This window comes from Flavobacterium cheongpyeongense (assembly GCF_003202435.1).
Lineage (GTDB): Bacteria > Bacteroidota > Bacteroidia > Flavobacteriales > Flavobacteriaceae > Flavobacterium > Flavobacterium cheongpyeongense.
The window spans coordinates 118,471-133,468 of the sequence record NZ_QJHK01000010.1; the positions used below are offsets into that span (position 1 = coordinate 118,471).

The 14,998-nt window shown below is 35.2% G+C and carries 15 protein-coding genes; 11 read left to right on the forward strand and 4 right to left on the reverse strand.

Translation table 11 applies throughout. The annotated features are described in order from the left end of the window. The first annotated feature begins 28 nt into the window (after nt 1-28). The 3 genes from ilvA (at nt 29) to DMB65_RS12745 (ending at nt 2,232) form a co-directional block, all read left to right on the forward strand. Complete coding sequence (ilvA, locus tag DMB65_RS12735) at nt 29-1,273, forward strand: threonine ammonia-lyase IlvA (RefSeq protein ID WP_110307019.1); 1,245 nt, start codon at nt 29-31, stop codon at nt 1,271-1,273. Between the two features lie 80 nt (nt 1,274-1,353). After that, nucleotides 1,354-1,737, forward strand: coding sequence for a group III truncated hemoglobin (locus DMB65_RS12740; protein WP_110307020.1), 384 nt, complete (start codon nt 1,354-1,356; stop codon nt 1,735-1,737). Between the two features lie 51 nt (nt 1,738-1,788). Beyond that, entirely contained in the window at nt 1,789-2,232 is a 444-nt protein-coding gene (locus DMB65_RS12745) for a hypothetical protein (protein WP_110307021.1), read from the forward strand. 28 nt (nt 2,233-2,260) lie between these two features. Here DMB65_RS12745 and DMB65_RS12750 read toward each other — a convergent pair whose 3' ends face one another. Next, a complete protein-coding gene (locus tag DMB65_RS12750) occupies nt 2,261-3,346 on the reverse strand; it encodes a DKNYY domain-containing protein (RefSeq protein ID WP_110307022.1) in 1,086 nt (361 codons plus the stop codon). Between the two features lie 236 nt (nt 3,347-3,582). Here DMB65_RS12750 and DMB65_RS12755 point away from each other — a divergent pair, with 236 nt between their 5' ends. Continuing rightward, nucleotides 3,583-5,340, forward strand: a complete 1,758-nt coding sequence (locus DMB65_RS12755; protein WP_110307023.1) for an aromatic amino acid hydroxylase — start codon at nt 3,583-3,585, stop codon at nt 5,338-5,340. A gap of 78 nt (nt 5,341-5,418) precedes the next feature. On the opposite strand, the gene DMB65_RS12760 is transcribed toward DMB65_RS12755, so the two are convergent. Then, complete coding sequence (locus DMB65_RS12760; protein WP_110307024.1) at nt 5,419-6,039, reverse strand: DUF4230 domain-containing protein; 621 nt, start codon at nt 6,037-6,039, stop codon at nt 5,419-5,421. A gap of 254 nt (nt 6,040-6,293) precedes the next feature. Between DMB65_RS12760 and DMB65_RS12765 the strand changes: the two genes are divergently transcribed. Next, a complete protein-coding gene (locus DMB65_RS12765; protein WP_110307025.1) occupies nt 6,294-6,668 on the forward strand; it encodes a SpoIIAA family protein in 375 nt (124 codons plus the stop codon). Nucleotides 6,669-6,689: 21 nt separating this feature from the next. Continuing rightward, a complete protein-coding gene (locus DMB65_RS12770; RefSeq protein ID WP_110307026.1) occupies nt 6,690-7,190 on the forward strand; it encodes a pyridoxamine 5'-phosphate oxidase family protein in 501 nt (166 codons plus the stop codon). Between the two features lie 46 nt (nt 7,191-7,236). Here the strand turns inward: DMB65_RS12770 and DMB65_RS12775 are convergent, their stop codons facing one another. Next, nucleotides 7,237-8,247, reverse strand: coding sequence for an LLM class flavin-dependent oxidoreductase (locus DMB65_RS12775; RefSeq protein WP_110307027.1), 1,011 nt, complete (start codon nt 8,245-8,247; stop codon nt 7,237-7,239). Nucleotides 8,248-8,417: 170 nt separating this feature from the next. Here DMB65_RS12775 and DMB65_RS12780 point away from each other — a divergent pair, with 170 nt between their 5' ends. From DMB65_RS12780 to kdpA, 4 genes are all read left to right on the forward strand, one after another. Next, a complete protein-coding gene (locus tag DMB65_RS12780; RefSeq protein WP_110307028.1) occupies nt 8,418-9,758 on the forward strand; it encodes a sigma-54-dependent transcriptional regulator in 1,341 nt (446 codons plus the stop codon). Nucleotides 9,759-10,030: 272 nt separating this feature from the next. Beyond that, on the forward strand, nt 10,031-10,312 hold the full coding sequence (locus DMB65_RS12785; RefSeq protein ID WP_110307029.1) for a DUF7674 family protein: 282 nt from the start codon (nt 10,031-10,033) through the stop codon (nt 10,310-10,312). A 184-nt stretch (nt 10,313-10,496) separates the two neighbouring features. After that, complete coding sequence (gene kdpF, locus DMB65_RS12790) at nt 10,497-10,574, forward strand: K(+)-transporting ATPase subunit F (RefSeq protein ID WP_073418200.1); 78 nt, start codon at nt 10,497-10,499, stop codon at nt 10,572-10,574. Between the two features lie 104 nt (nt 10,575-10,678). Then, nucleotides 10,679-12,397, forward strand: coding sequence for a potassium-transporting ATPase subunit KdpA (gene kdpA / locus DMB65_RS12795; RefSeq protein ID WP_110307030.1), 1,719 nt, complete (start codon nt 10,679-10,681; stop codon nt 12,395-12,397). Nucleotides 12,398-12,477: 80 nt separating this feature from the next. On the opposite strand, the gene DMB65_RS12800 is transcribed toward kdpA, so the two are convergent. Then, nucleotides 12,478-12,837, reverse strand: a complete 360-nt coding sequence (locus DMB65_RS12800; protein WP_110307031.1) for a four helix bundle protein — start codon at nt 12,835-12,837, stop codon at nt 12,478-12,480. 70 nt (nt 12,838-12,907) lie between these two features. On the opposite strand from DMB65_RS12800, the gene kdpB reads away from it, so the two are divergent. Continuing rightward, nucleotides 12,908-14,965, forward strand: coding sequence for a potassium-transporting ATPase subunit KdpB (gene kdpB, locus DMB65_RS12805; protein ID WP_110307032.1), 2,058 nt, complete (start codon nt 12,908-12,910; stop codon nt 14,963-14,965). The last annotated feature ends 33 nt before the right edge of the window (nt 14,966-14,998 follow it).

Sequence of the window (14,998 nt, forward strand, 5' to 3'; positions counted from 1 at the left end):
GTGTAATTCGTGGCAAAAAACAAAAATCATGAATTTATTTACCGAAGTACTGAATGCAAAAAAACAGCTTGAAAAGGTTGTTGCTACCACTCCACTCAACCAAAATTTAAATCTTTCAGACGAATTTAAAGCCACTATTTTATTAAAAAGAGAAGATTTACAAATTGTCCGTTCGTATAAAATCAGAGGAGCTTATAACAAAATTTCTTCTTTAACAGATGCTGAAAAACAAATTGGAGTGGTTTGTGCCAGTGCCGGAAATCATGCTCAGGGTGTTGCTTATTCCTGTCATTTGTTGCAGATAAAAGGAAAAATTTATATGCCAAAAACTACCCCAAAACAAAAAGTAAAACAGGTACAGCTATTCGGAAAATCGTTTGTTGAAATTGTACTGACAGGAGATACTTTTGATGATGCTTACGCCTCGGCAATGGCGGACACCATTAAAAACCACAAAATATTTATTCATCCGTTTGATGATGAAAAAGTTATGGCAGGTCAGGGAACTGTGGGATTAGAGATTCTTGAAAGTTATAAAGAACCTATTGATTATATTTTTGTCCCTATTGGTGGTGGTGGGCTGGCATCCGGTTTGTCTGAAGTGTTTAAACATTTAAGCCCAAACACAAAAATTATTGGTGTCGAGCCCAAAGGTGCCCCTTCGATGAAAACTTCTATTGAAGCAAATCAAAACACGGTCCTTAAAACGATTGATAAGTTTGTTGATGGTGCCGCTGTAAAACAAGTGGGGGATAAAACTTTTGAAATCTGTCGTCATAATCTTGAAGACATTATTCTCGTTCCTGAAGGCAAAGTGTGCACCACGATATTACGTTTATACAATGAAGAAGCCATGGTTGTTGAACCCGCCGGTGCTTTGACAATTGCTGCTTTAGATTTTTATAAAGACAAAATAAAAGGCAAAACTGTCGTTTGTGTGGTCAGCGGAAGCAATAATGATATTGAAAGAACTGCCGAAATAAAAGAACGTTCCTTGCTTTACGAAGGACTGATGCATTATTTTATGATTCAGTTTCCGCAGCGTCCGGGAGCTTTAAAAGAATTCGTTAATAATATTTTAGGTCCTGATGACGATATTACCTATTTTCAGTTTGCTAAAAAAACGAGCCGCGAAATGGGTTCTGTTGTAGTTGGATTAGAGTTAAAAAACAAAAAAGACATCAAGTCCATTAAAATGAATATGACCCAAAATGGTTTTGAATTTCAATATCTGAATGATAACCAGGATTTGTATACACAGTTAATTGGTTAAACAAAATATACTGTTATGATAAATATCAACAAATAAAGAAGCTGTTATATCGTATTTTTGCAGCTCAAATTTAATTAATAATGACTATTCACGATATTACAACCATAGAAGACATAAAACTTTTAGTCAATACATTTTACGAAAAAGTACAAAACGACGATTTGATCGGACCTGTTTTTAACGAAAAGATGATAGGCAGATGGCCTGAACATCTTGAGAAAATGTACCGCTTCTGGCAGACTTTACTTTTAGAAGAACATACCTATTCCGGAAGCCCTTTTCCGCCACACAAACAATTACCTGTAAACCAGACTCATTTTGACCGCTGGATGGAAATTTTTACCAAAACTGTTGATTCTTTATTTGTTGGGAAATTAGCTGAAGAAGCGAAATTGCGCGCAGCCAATATGGCTTATATGTTCAACTATAAAATTGAATATTTCAGAAACCAGGGAAATCAATAAAAGAGCAATAATTTTAAAACAAGCTGAATAATTCAATACACTATTCTAGATATGAAAAAACTAGTTCTTCTTTGCCACATACTGTGTATGTTCTTTACTATCGACGCAATCGCCCAATCTGCCAAAAGTAATCTTTACAAAGGTACTATTGACGGAAAAATAGCAGTGACAATTTACATAAAAGAAGAAGAAAACCCCTGTACAGCTGATATAATGTATACTTCAATGTACCGTTATGATAAATCCGGCAACTGGATACAATTAGATATTACTCAAAATAAAAAAAATGAAAACCAATTTGTCTTGGTCGAATATGGATTTTCCGGAGTTATGATTTTGAAGAAAGAAAGTCTTAATTTTAATGGCATATGGATCAGTCCTGACAGTAAAAAGCAATTAAAAGTAAATCTGAAAGAAGTACGTATGACCAAAAAAGAAATCGAAAGTTACGAGGATAAAATGGAGAAAGTAAATTATGAAAATAACGATTGTTAGAACAGTGGTTATTTTCATAGTGATAAATTTATTTCAATTTCCCTTGAAGGATTTTTCCTTCTCTAAATTTATTTGTTCCGTCCTCCCAAACATCACTTTCAGAAGTCTTTTTAAATGTTTTTGGATTTGCCTTTTCAGCAATACTATTTTTATAAAACACGTTTTTATTATCTTTAGCATAATCCGGAGAGATTATTTCAAAATCTGAAATAGAAGCACCGGTTATTTTTTTTCCATCATAATACACGCTTTTCTTGTCTTTGCAATAGCCATAATCTAATGGCTCAAAAGATTGAATATCAATTTCAGGGTATGCTATTCCTTTGTAAATTAAGGTGTCGTTAACCACTATTGTAAAATAATTAACTTCTTTGGTGCTTTTAATAGTTTCGAAAGTATGAAGCGTAAATTCATCTTTTGTAAAAGCAGAAACAACAGCATTTCCTATTTGAACGTATGTATCGTTAACAATTTTAATTTCACCTGCAATTCTTTTATATTTTCGGATTACTTCATCAACTTCAAAAGCGTAAATGCCCTCGCCTCTTTGATTAATAATCGAATAAATATAATTTGCATCTACAGCAATTGCATCATTTAAAGGTTTAAAAGTAGTTGGATCTCCTTGTGTTTTTTTACTTCGGTAATAAACAGCATTATTATCTTTAAACCAGCTAATTCGTTTATAATCCGGAAGTGACGGGTCAAGCGGCTGATAACTTTTAGGGTCTGCTCCTTCTATGATTCCTAAGAAATTATATTCTTTTCCGTTAGTCGTATACACATGGTTTTTGTCCTTAATAATTCCGGTAGTATCAACCTGAAAAGTTGCATAATCAACTGCTTGTTTTCTTCCTTTCCAAAAAACATTGCTTTTATCTTTTCCAAAATCCCTGTTTATGGGCTGAAAAGATTCAACATCAGCATCAGATTCAAAATATCCCAGTTCAAACCAGTTGCCCATTGGCGAATGCACAATTAGATTTTTTCTGTAATGATAAAAATACGAATCGGAGACTTTATTGTTTACCGGATCACCTATCCGGAACAAAAAATATCTTATTCCCAAAAAAATCAAAACTACTACTGCCAGAATAATAAAAAAAACTTTCATACCCGTAAATACCTAAAAATTATACGCTCCGTAAAACTAAGTCTTTTATTGCTATTTTTTCAGGTCTAATTTATCTTCAGTCAATAATTGTATTCCTGTAAATTTCCTAAACCATCAAAAGACAAAAAACTGACAATTCATTAATAAAATGCCCTTATTTTTAAAATTTAATATCTAAAAAGTCATTTTTAATACCTCAAATTTGTAATTTTACATTTCATCTACAGTATTTCCAAATGAATCCGAACATTGAAACAAATCCGTTATTAGAAAGATTGCCTAAACATTTAAAGCAATTTATCAAGCCTCAGGATTATAGTGATTATACGCCAATCAATCAGGCAGTTTGGCGTTATGTAATGCGTAAAAATGTTGATTATTTATCAAAAGTGGCCCATCATTCGTATTTGGATGGTTTGAAAAAAACCGGAATCGAGATTGAATCTATTCCGAGTATGTATGGCATGAACCGAATCCTGACCGAAATTGGCTGGGCAGCTGTAGCCGTTGACGGGTTTATTCCGCCAAACGCTTTTATGGAATTTCAGGCCTACAACGTTTTGGTTATTGCTTCGGATATCAGACAATTAGAACATATCGAATATACACCTGCTCCGGACATTATTCACGAAGGTGCCGGTCACGCTCCTATTATCGCCAATCCTGAATATGCGGAATATTTGCGCCGTTTTGGAGAAATTGGCTGTAAAGCGATTTCATCTCATAAAGACTATCAGATGTACGAAGCGATCCGATTACTGTCGATTTTAAAAGAAGCTGAAGATACGCCTCAGGAAAAAATTGATGAAGCCGAAAAAGCGGTTGCTGATTTACAGAACAATATGGGTGAATTGTCTGAAATGGCTCAAATTAGAAACCTACACTGGTGGACGGTAGAATACGGATTAATTGGAACGGTTGAAAACCCAAAAATTTACGGTGCGGGATTACTTTCTTCTATTGGCGAAAGTGCCTGGTGTATGACGAATAATGTGAAGAAAATCCCTTATGATATTTCGGCTGCAAACCAAAATTTTGATATTACCCAATTGCAGCCACAGTTATATGTAACGCCCACTTTTTCGCATCTGAGTTTGATTTTAGAGGAATTTGCGAATAAAATGGCTCTGCGTACAGGAGGTCTTTCCGGAATCAGGAAGCTGATACAATCGAATGCTTTGGGCACTATTGAATTAAGTACAGGACTGCAAATTTCGGGAGTTTTCACAAATGTTATCGAAGAAGAAGGAAAACCGGTTTATATACAGACAACCGGAAAAACAGCTTTATCCTATCGCGAAAAAGAATTAGTTGGACACGGAACCCTTACGCACCCTCACGGATTTGGGAGTCCGATTGGAAAACTAAAAGGCTTCAATCTGGCAATCGAAGACATGAGCCCGAAAGATTTACAGGCATATAGCATTGTTGAAAGTGAAACCGTAAAACTGGAATTTGAAGGCAATATTAAAGTTGAAGGTGAAATCATTACCGGTTCGCGAAATCTGCACGGAGAAATTATTTTAATCAGTTTCAGGAATTGCACCGTAATGCATGGCGAAACCGTTTTATTTCAGCCGGAATGGGGAAATTATGATATGGCGATTGGCAAAAAAGTGATTTCGGCATTTTCCGGACCCGCCGATGTAAACAGTTTTGATTTGGTTAATATTCTTCCTTCAACTAAAACTATAAAAGCGAAACATACAGATGAGCGTGATGATTTGGAAGTTATGTATTTGGTAGTCCGAAATATTCGAAAAAACAAAGATTCTAAATCTGAACTAAAAACTGTTTTTGAAAAGCTCAAAAATGATCATCCTAACGACTGGCTGCTTGCTGTTGAAATTGCAGAGCTTTTGAAAGATGCTGACGAAAAACAGTTTTTACAGGAAGTTCTGGATTATTTGGAGCGATTAAAAGAAAAACGCACCGAAGTAGCACATTTAATTTCGGGTGGACTGGACTTGATTTTTGATAAAGAAGCGGTTTAAATTATTGCACATGGTTTTTTAATCTCGCAAAGATGCGAAGTCGCAAAGCTTTTTGCTCCTCAACTTTTGAACATTAAATTACAACTTCAAATCCTCATTAAACTCAGACTCCGATTCAATAATTTTTCCATTATATTGTAATTTCCAGCCCATAGAATTGGTCATAATTAAAATCTTAGACAATTCGCTAATCAGACGGTTTTTAGCATTGGTTTTTAGGGTAGATTTTTCGATCTTTTTTGCCAGATTGGCTTTTACCGATTTATTGATTTTATTATAATCATCTCCCGTAAAAGGGTTTAGTTTACTTTGCTCGACATCGTAAAACTGAATATCCGGATTGATTGTAATTTCTTCTTTAGGAATATTCAGGATCGTAATTGTTTTGTTGTTTTCGTCAATATCATATTTCATTTGATGTAAATCATAAGCAACCGTAACATTTGCGTTAACCACAATAAGCGCTTTTTTCTCAAAAGAAATCATGTTCATCAAATACTTCTGCTGGTTTTTATAGGTGATGACTTCAGAAAAATGCCCTTCGGTTACAACCAGTTTTCCAACATTTAAAATTTGCTGTTGAATCAGATTTGTGTTATACTCCATTGCAGAATCATCATGTTTTTTGAATTCACAATATTTGAAAGCAAGTAAAATAGCAACTATAATTGCTGCAACAACTGAAATTCTTTTTAGCATAATCTGAATTTAATGTTTGATGATAACGCATTGGGTGTAATTAGTTTTTGAATAATTTCACCCAACGGTTAATAATATAGCTAATTTAATGCTTTTTTGAGAAGTAGTCTTTAGTTATCAATAAAACCTTTTGACAATCTTTAAATTTTAAACATTGGAATTATGTAAGAATATCAGCTGTTTACATAAACCTAAACACAGCCTTTTCTTTAATTTTGTGAAAAATGAAATTTAACCTGCTCAATTAAAACGATATGATTGAAAAAATTAAGGAATTACCCGCGAATATGATTGGTTTTAAAACAGCTGGTCACGTAGTTAAAGGCGATGTTGATTTTGTTAAATCAGAAGTTCGTCTTTTAATTGATAAGACATCAAAACTCAATTATTTATTGTTTTTTGATAATTCTCCAACCGATTTCACATTAGGTGCATGGTTACATGAAGCATTGTTAAGTATTAAAAACATCACTAAATGGACCCGCGCTGCAATTGTAACAGATTGTCAGAGAATGATCAATTTTACTAAAGTCTTTAATGCGGTCATGCCAGGAGAATTTAAAGGTTTTAAAAAAGAAGATTATTTACTTGCAGTTGACTGGACAGCAGAAAAAATCGATTTGGATTAAACTATAAAATAAAGATATATCATGCATAAAGATTTAAACAATAAAGAGGCTTTAGCTAAATTAATTTCATTAGTGAAGGATATTAACGTTGCTGTTTTTGTTACCGAACTTACAAAAATGCCTCTGCAATCAAGACCAATGAACGTTCAGGATATAGACGATCAGGGTAATTTATGGTTCATTAGTTCCGCAAGAAGCAATAAGAATTTTGAGATTTTAAAAGACGACCATGTTCAGTTGTTTTTTGCCAATAATTCAAGTTCCCAGTACATTTCTATATACGGGACCGCCACAATATATAAGGATCAGCAAATAATAGATGAATTATGGACTCCGGTTGCCAGAGCCTGGTTTGAAGAAGGTCAAAAAGATCCAGCTGTTACGGTTATTAAAGTAACACCTTCAGATGCTTATTATTGGGATACAAAAGATGGAAAAATAATTTCCTTGATAAAAATGGCCGGCTCAGCAATTTTTGGTACAACATCCGATGTAGGGGCTAAAGGAAAACTCAAACTATAAAAAAGTGACTCAATTGTGTCACTTTTGGGCTGTATTACATCTCAAATTAGTTATTGGCATTCAACTCATCAACCACCTCCTTGGCTAGTTGCAGGCTTTTCAATTTCGCCTGATGGTCAAAAATTGGACTTGTAATCATCAGCTCGTCAATTCGGGAATAACCGATGAATTTTTTTAAATCTGTTGCCAGCTGTTTTTTACTCCCCACAAAAGAACAGGCTGTCATCTGATTGACATGAAAACGCTCTTCTTCACTCATGATATCGTCAAGCGAATCTACTGGCGGCTGAAGACCTTTGCGGTCATTTCGAATTAAATTTAGAAACATCTGGTACAAACTTGTAGCTAATTTTTCAGCCTCTTCATTAGTATCAGCTGCAATAATGTTTACACAGGCTATTGTCTTAGGTTTATCCAAAACTTCGGAAGCCTGAAAATTATTACGATAGAATTCAAAAGCCTGTAGCATCTGACGCGGTGCAAAATGCCCTGCAAAAGCATACGGAAATCCGTACGAAGCTGCCAAAGAAGCACTTTCAATACTTGACCCTAAAATCCAGATAGGTACTTTGATCCCTTCGGCAGGAAAAGCACGTACTTTTGCAGTAGCATTTTCTGCAGAAAAATAATCCTGTAATTTCGATACATTTTGCGGAAATCGCTGAGCCTGTTCAAAGAAATCTTTGCGAATGGCCTCTGCTGTTGGCTGATCAGTTCCGGGAGCCCTTCCCAAACCGAGATCTATTCTGCCCGGATACAAAGTTTCGAGTGTCCCAAATTGTTCTGCAACAATTAAAGGAGAATGATTTGGCAACATAATTCCGCCGGAACCTACCCTTATATTTTCAGTAAGACTGGCGATATATCCAATTAAAACCACAGTTGCACTACTGGCTACGTACGCCATATTGTGGTGCTCGGCGAGCCAAAACCTTTTATAACCTAAACGATCTGTTAGTTGGGCAATTTCTTTTGTTTTATGTAATGTTTGAGCTGCGTTGCTGTCATTATTGATAATAGCAAGTTCTAATATAGAGATTGAAATTGGATCTTTCATGTAATAAATATCTTTTTTACAAAATTAATTCATTTGATATAAAAGCTAAATTCTTAGGTGTTAATAGATTTATAATGTTTGAAACAAATTTAGAACTGGATAAATAGTCGAATGATTTAAAAGCTAAATTTGTACAACTAAAATAATATTCGATTTTAGCAATTTCCATAATGGTACACAAGATTTTAATTATTGACGACGAAGATAAATTGAGAAGTCTGCTGGCACGTATAGTAAAATCAGAAGGTTTTGAAGTTTTTGAAGCCAAAGATTTGAGATCCGGTTTTAAGAAATTGGAACAAACCGATATAGATGTGGTTTTGTGTGATGTAAAATTACCGGACGGAAACGGAGTTGATTTTGTACAAAATATTAAAAGAAGTTTTCCTTTAACGGAAACTATACTTTTAACGGCTTTCGGTAATATTCCGGATGGTATTCAGGCGATGAAAAATGGCGCTTTTGATTATATTGTGAAAGGCGATGATAATGATAAAATTATTCCCCTACTTTATAAAGCCGTTGAAAAAGTACAATTACAGAAAAAAGTACAACAGCTCGAAAAACGTATTGGAGATAAATATTCCTTTTCCAGCATAATCGGAAAATCAAAAGGGATCGAACAAGTAATTGATCTGGCTCAAAAAGTCGCCAAAACCAATTCGACTGTTTTGTTAACCGGAGAAACCGGAACCGGAAAAGAAGTTTTTGCTCAGGCTATTCACGAAAACAGCAGTCGCGCAGGAAAATCTTTTGTGGCTCTAAACTGTAGTACATTTACCAAAGAAATTCTCGAAAGCGAACTTTTCGGACATAAACAAGGCGCTTTTACCGGAGCTGTAAAAGATAAAAAAGGTTTTATAGAAGAAGCCAACGGCGGTACATTATTTTTGGATGAAATTGGTGAAATGCCTATTGATCTTCAGGCAAAATTATTGCGTGTTTTAGAAACCACTGAATATATTCCGGTTGGTGATACGACTTCAAAAAAATCAAATTTCAGGTTAATTGCAGCAACAAACAGAGATTTAAAAGAAGAAAGCGAGGCGCATCGTTTCCGTTCTGACTTGTATTTTCGCTTGAATATTTTCGAAATCAAACTTCCTTCTCTTAAAGAAAGAGTCAAAGATATTCCGTTACTGGTTCATTTTTTTGTGAAGCAGTTTTCTGAAAAAACGAATAAGAAAACCTTATCTGTTTCAGAGGATTTTCTACAAAAATTGGAAAATTATTCATGGCCTGGAAACATTCGCGAACTCAAAAATGTAATTGAAAGATCAGTGATTTTAAGCAATGGCGATACTTTGACTTCTGATATCCTGCCTTATGAAATGCAGCATCAAACAGAAAAAAACACAAAATCAATGTCAGCTTTCTCTATGCAGAGTGTTGAAAAACTGCATATTCAAAAGGTTTTAAATTATACTAAAGGAAATAAAGCTGAAACGGCCAGATTATTGGAAATTGGAATTGCGACTTTGTATCGAAAAATTGAAGAGTATGGTATTTAAAATTCCAAAACTTAAATTCCAAATTCCAATATCAATGGCAATATTAATATTAATGGCAATATCAAATTCACAGAGATTACATTTTACAATTCATAATTCATAATTAAATAAAGCTTATCATTTTAATAAAAGCTTATCATTTTGATAGGCTTTTATTTTGCTCCGTTTTTGGCACAAAACAATAATCTCTTATTATACAACACCTTAGACACCCCTTGTCTTTTTAGGAACAACTTTTGGCATAAGGAGAAGGAACATCAAAATTCCTTCTCATGAAAAATCAGGTTAATTCGATTTACAAACAAGCGGAACGCTTTGCTGAGATCACTAAAAAAAATATTATCTGCGGCAATATCGTTCGGGCTAAAAAGTGTTTAGCACTTGCTGAACGGTTATTTATTACTGGAAGTATCGAAACTAAAAATGCTATTTCTAACGTGTATATTTTTTCCGTTTCGTCTTTTATGGAAATGCGTCACTGCAACATTTCGCAGCTTTTTCCGCAAACGCTAAAAGCAGAATATATCAAACAAGTTAATACTTCGGGAGTATAGTGTGAAATGTTGTTTGTGAGATGTAAGATGTACTGATCACTTTTCACAAATAACATTTTACTTCTCACATTTCACAAATCTAAAATCTAAAATAATCATGGTCACATTTCTTTTACTCGCATTGGCCGTTGTGCTATTTGCTATTTGTTTTCTCTCTGTTGAATTCTTTGAAAAAATCTAAATCATGACAGCACTCTTTATTGTTTCAATCGCCGTTTTCGTGTATTTGATTTATGTATTAATCAAACCTGAAAAATTTTAAATATGTAAAAAGTGAAATGTGATTTGTAAAATGTTAGAAGTTGAACGTCAAGTCCATTTCACATCTCATTTTTACAATTTCACATCTCACAAAAAATAAAAATTATGAGTACAGAATTACCAGGTGTCATAGGTATTTTTATCCTGACAATTGTTTTAGCGATTCCTTTAGGAAAATATATTGCTAAAGTTTTTTTAGGAGATAAAACACTTCTTGACCCGATTTTCAATCCAATTGAAAAATTTATTTTTAAAATCAGCGGTATTAATCCGTCTGATGAAATGAACTGGAAACAGCATCTAAAAGCCTTTTTGAGCATCAACATGGTTTGGTTCTTTCTCTGCTTTTTTGTTCTGCTTTTTCAAGGTTGTTTACCATTAAATCCGGATAATAATCCATCCATGTCACCCGATTTAGCTTTTAATACCGCTATTTCATTTGTTGTGAATTGCAACTTACAGCATTATTCTGGTGAAACTGGTGTTTCGTACTTATCACAGATGGTTTTGATGTTTTTACAATTCGTTTCGGCTGGTGTGGGAATAGCTGCTGCTGCAATGGTTTTTATGGCTATGCGCGAAAGAACTACAGACAAATTGGGAAATTTCTACAATTATTTTCTAAAAAGCTGTACTCGTATATTATTACCGCTTTCAGTAATCGTAGCTATTGCTTTAGTTTTTAGCGGAACCCCTATGACTTTTGAAGGGAAAGATGCGATCACTACTTTGCAAGGCGATCACGTTGAAATCTCTCGCGGACCAGCTGCCGCGTTTATTGCCATTAAACATATCGGCACAAACGGTGGTGGTTTTTTTGGAGCTAACTCGGCCCATCCTTTAGAAAACCCAACTTATTTTACGAATGCAGTTGAACTTTGGGCACAACTGATTGTTCCTTTTGCGATGATTTTCGCACTTGGTTTCTTCCTAAACAAAAGAAAATTCTCTTCTATCATTTTTGGAGTAATGACGGTTGGATTTTTACTCTTAGTAATTCCAACAATTTCAAGTGAACTTAATGGGAATCCTGCTATTGCAAAAATGGGAATTGCCCAAACTACCGGAGCAATGGAAGGAAAAGAAGTCCGTTTTGGCCCGGCTATTTCAGGCTTCTGGAGTATTGCGACAACGGTGATTTCTACAGGTTCTGTAAACAGTATGCACGATAGTTCAATGCCGGTCTCAGGAGCTATGCAATTATTGGCGATGATGGTCAATGCCTTTTATGGTGGATGCGGAGTTGGTTTCCTGAATTTTTATATATTCATTATTCTTGCGGTATTCATTTCCGGATTAATGGTTGGGCGAACTCCCGAATTTTTAGGAAAGAAAATCGAAGCCCGGGAAGTCAAAATTGCTGCCTTTATCGCTATTCTTCACCCGTTATTGATATTAGCAGGAACAGCTTTAGCTTCTTATTTTGCTGCGAATGATACCGCAATGGGATATTGGTTTAACGGAAATGCAACGGGCTGGCTGAACAATCCCGGGAATCACGGATTTTCAGAAATGCTTTATGAATATACGTCGAGCGCTGCTAACAACGGTTCTGGTTTTGAAGGTTTAAGCGATAATAATCCGTTTTGGAATATCACTACAGGAATTGTTTTGCTGCTAAGCCGTTTCATTCCAATCATCGGGCCTTTGGCAATTGCTGGTTTATTAGCTAATAAAAAATACATCCCGGAAAGTACTGGAACTTTAAAGACAGATACCACAATTTTTGGCATCATGATTTTTGCCGTAATCGCTATTATCGCTGCTTTATCTTTCTTTCCAGCTCTGGCATTGGGACCTTTGGCGGAATATTTTGGAATGTAAGATGTGAAAAAGTGAAATGTAAAACAACCAAACTCAAACAACATCTTACAACTCACATCTCACAAATAACAAATAACAAATCATAAACGTGTTTCAAGATTCTTAATTAATCCATAAATAAGTTTTCCTATGATATCTAATTTTTCAATCAATTGTTCACATTCTTTTTCATTGAAAAAATCTAATTCCTTGCTTAGTAGAATCAAAGTATCGAGTTCTGATAAAGAACCTAGCGAGATATGTAAAAAATGGATAAATTCTTTTGTTCCTTTTCTTGCTGCTCCCTCTGCAATATTAACAGGTACAGAAACTGCAGCTCTACGAATTTGGGAAGTAATTCCAAACTTTTCCTCAGAAGGAAATTGTCTGGTAGCTAAATAAATTTCTTTAACGAATTCAAAACTTTTAATCCATGAATTCAATTTTTTATGTGGTTTCATATTCAAATAAACAATTTATACAAAAGTAGGAAATTTCATATTTCACATCTAACATTTTACACAAAGAAAAATGACAACTAATAAATCCGCATCATTGTTTGAAAGCCAGCAGGTAAAAGAAGCTTTATTACAGTCTTTTGTCAAACTGAATCCAAAAATGATGGTTAAAAATCCGGTAATGTTTACCGTAGAAATAGGAACTGCCATTATGTTTGCCGTTTGCGTTTCCATTTTAATGGGTGCCAGCGATCAGGGCAGTTTCATTTACAATTTAATTGTTTTCTTAATCTTACTCGTAACGCTTTTGTTTGCCAATTTTGCCGAAGCAATTGCCGAAGCCAGAGGAAAAGCACAAGCAGACAGTTTAAGAAAAACCCGTGAAGAAACTCCGGCCAGACAGATCTTGCCAAATGGAGAAATCAGAAACATCAGTTCTTCACAATTAAAAAAAGATGATATTTACATTTGCGAAGCCGGCGATTTAATTGCTGCCGATGGTGAAATTATAGAAGGTCTGGCAACAATCGATGAAAGTGCCATTACCGGAGAAAGTGCGCCTGTGATTCGTGAAGCTGGCGGTGATAAATCGTCTGTTACCGGAGGAACAAAAGTCTTATCTGATAAAATCATTGTAAAAGTAACTTCAGAACCCGGCGAAAGCTTTCTGGATAAAATGATTGCTTTGGTAGAAGGGGCAAGCCGTCAGAAAACGCCAAACGAAATTGCATTGACTATTTTGTTAGCTGCATTTACTTTAATCTTCGTGATTGTATGCGTTACACTAAAACCTTTTGCAGATTATGCTAACGCTCCTATTACTATTGCTGCTTTTATTGCGTTGTTCGTTTGTTTGATTCCGACCACAATTGGCGGTTTGCTTTCTGCGATTGGAATTGCGGGAATGGACAGGGCTTTACGTGCCAATGTAATTACAAAATCAGGTAAAGCAGTTGAAACGGCGGGAGATATTGACGTTTTGCTTTTGGATAAAACCGGAACAATCACCATTGGAAACAGAAAAGCAACCAATTTTTATCCAACAAAAGGAATTGCTTTTAATGATTTTGTAAAATCTGCTGTTTTGAGTTCACTAGCCGATGATACTCCGGAAGGGAAAAGCATCCTTGAGCTTGGTAAAACGTTAGATGCAAATCATAAGGTGCAATCAGACATTTCACTTCTTACAGAAAACATCTCACACTCCATCAAATTTACTGCTGAAACCAGAACATCGGGCGTAATTTTAAAAGACGGAACCAACATTCGTAAAGGAGCTCAGGACGCTGCAAAGAAAATCGCCGGGCAAGCCGGACATGATTTTCCCGAAGATACAGCACAACAAATAATTACCATTTCATCAAACGGAGGAACGCCATTGGTTGTGATTAAAAACAATGAAATCCAAGGTGTTATCGAATTACAGGATATCATTAAAACCGGAATGAAAGAACGTTTTGAGCGCTTACGCCGAATGGGAATCAAAACGGTTATGGTTACGGGAGACAACCCGTTAACCGCCAAATTTATTGCCGAAGCAGCCGGAGTTGATGATTTTATTGCCGAAGCAAAACCGGAAGATAAAATGAATTACATCCGAAAAGAACAAGCTGAAGGACGCCTTGTTGCTATGATGGGTGACGGAACAAACGACGCTCCTGCCCTTGCCCAGGCGAATGTTGGCGTTGCCATGAACAGCGGAACTCAGGCTGCAAAAGAAGCTGGAAATATGGTCGATTTAGATAACGATCCAACGAAACTTATTGAGATTGTCGAAATTGGAAAACAGCTTTTAATGACACGCGGAACGTTAACCACTTTCTCAATCGCAAATGATGTTGCTAAATATTTTGCTATTGTTCCGGCACTTTTTATTACTGCAATTCCGGCATTACAAGGTTTGAATATCATGCATTTGCACAGTCCTGAAAGTGCTATTTTATCGGCTGTAATTTTTAATGCTATTATCATTCCTATTTTAATTCCGCTTGCGCTGAAAGGCGTTGAATATCGCCCGATTGGAGCGAGTGCGATTTTAAAACGCAATCTTTTGATTTATGGTTTAGGCGGTTTGATTGTTCCTTTTATTGGAATTAAGTTAATTGATTTACTTGTAACCCTTTTTATGTAGTGAAATGTGATTTGTAAAATGTAAAATGACAAA

Excerpts from the sequence above, each read along its gene's own strand:
- kdpB (WP_110307032.1), top strand. The coding sequence starts at position 12,908 with ATGACAACTAATAAATCCGCATCATTGTTTGAAAGCCAGCAGGTAAAA.
- DMB65_RS12775 (WP_110307027.1), bottom strand. The coding sequence starts at position 8,247 with ATGAAAGATCCAATTTCAATCTCTATATTAGAACTTGCTATTATCAAT.
- DMB65_RS12780 (WP_110307028.1), top strand. The coding sequence starts at position 8,418 with ATGGTACACAAGATTTTAATTATTGACGACGAAGATAAATTGAGAAGT.
- DMB65_RS12740 (WP_110307020.1), top strand. The coding sequence starts at position 1,354 with ATGACTATTCACGATATTACAACCATAGAAGACATAAAACTTTTAGTC.
- DMB65_RS12800 (WP_110307031.1), bottom strand. The coding sequence starts at position 12,837 with ATGAAACCACATAAAAAATTGAATTCATGGATTAAAAGTTTTGAATTC.
- ilvA (WP_110307019.1), top strand. The coding sequence starts at position 29 with ATGAATTTATTTACCGAAGTACTGAATGCAAAAAAACAGCTTGAAAAG.
- DMB65_RS12765 (WP_110307025.1), top strand. The coding sequence starts at position 6,294 with ATGATTGAAAAAATTAAGGAATTACCCGCGAATATGATTGGTTTTAAA.
- kdpF (WP_073418200.1), top strand. The coding sequence starts at position 10,497 with ATGACAGCACTCTTTATTGTTTCAATCGCCGTTTTCGTGTATTTGATT.
- DMB65_RS12745 (WP_110307021.1), top strand. The coding sequence starts at position 1,789 with ATGAAAAAACTAGTTCTTCTTTGCCACATACTGTGTATGTTCTTTACT.
- DMB65_RS12770 (WP_110307026.1), top strand. The coding sequence starts at position 6,690 with ATGCATAAAGATTTAAACAATAAAGAGGCTTTAGCTAAATTAATTTCA.
- DMB65_RS12785 (WP_110307029.1), top strand. The coding sequence starts at position 10,031 with ATGAAAAATCAGGTTAATTCGATTTACAAACAAGCGGAACGCTTTGCT.
- DMB65_RS12750 (WP_110307022.1), bottom strand. The coding sequence starts at position 3,346 with ATGAAAGTTTTTTTTATTATTCTGGCAGTAGTAGTTTTGATTTTTTTG.
- kdpA (WP_110307030.1), top strand. The coding sequence starts at position 10,679 with ATGAGTACAGAATTACCAGGTGTCATAGGTATTTTTATCCTGACAATT.
- DMB65_RS12760 (WP_110307024.1), bottom strand. The coding sequence starts at position 6,039 with ATGCTAAAAAGAATTTCAGTTGTTGCAGCAATTATAGTTGCTATTTTA.
- DMB65_RS12755 (WP_110307023.1), top strand. The coding sequence starts at position 3,583 with ATGAATCCGAACATTGAAACAAATCCGTTATTAGAAAGATTGCCTAAA.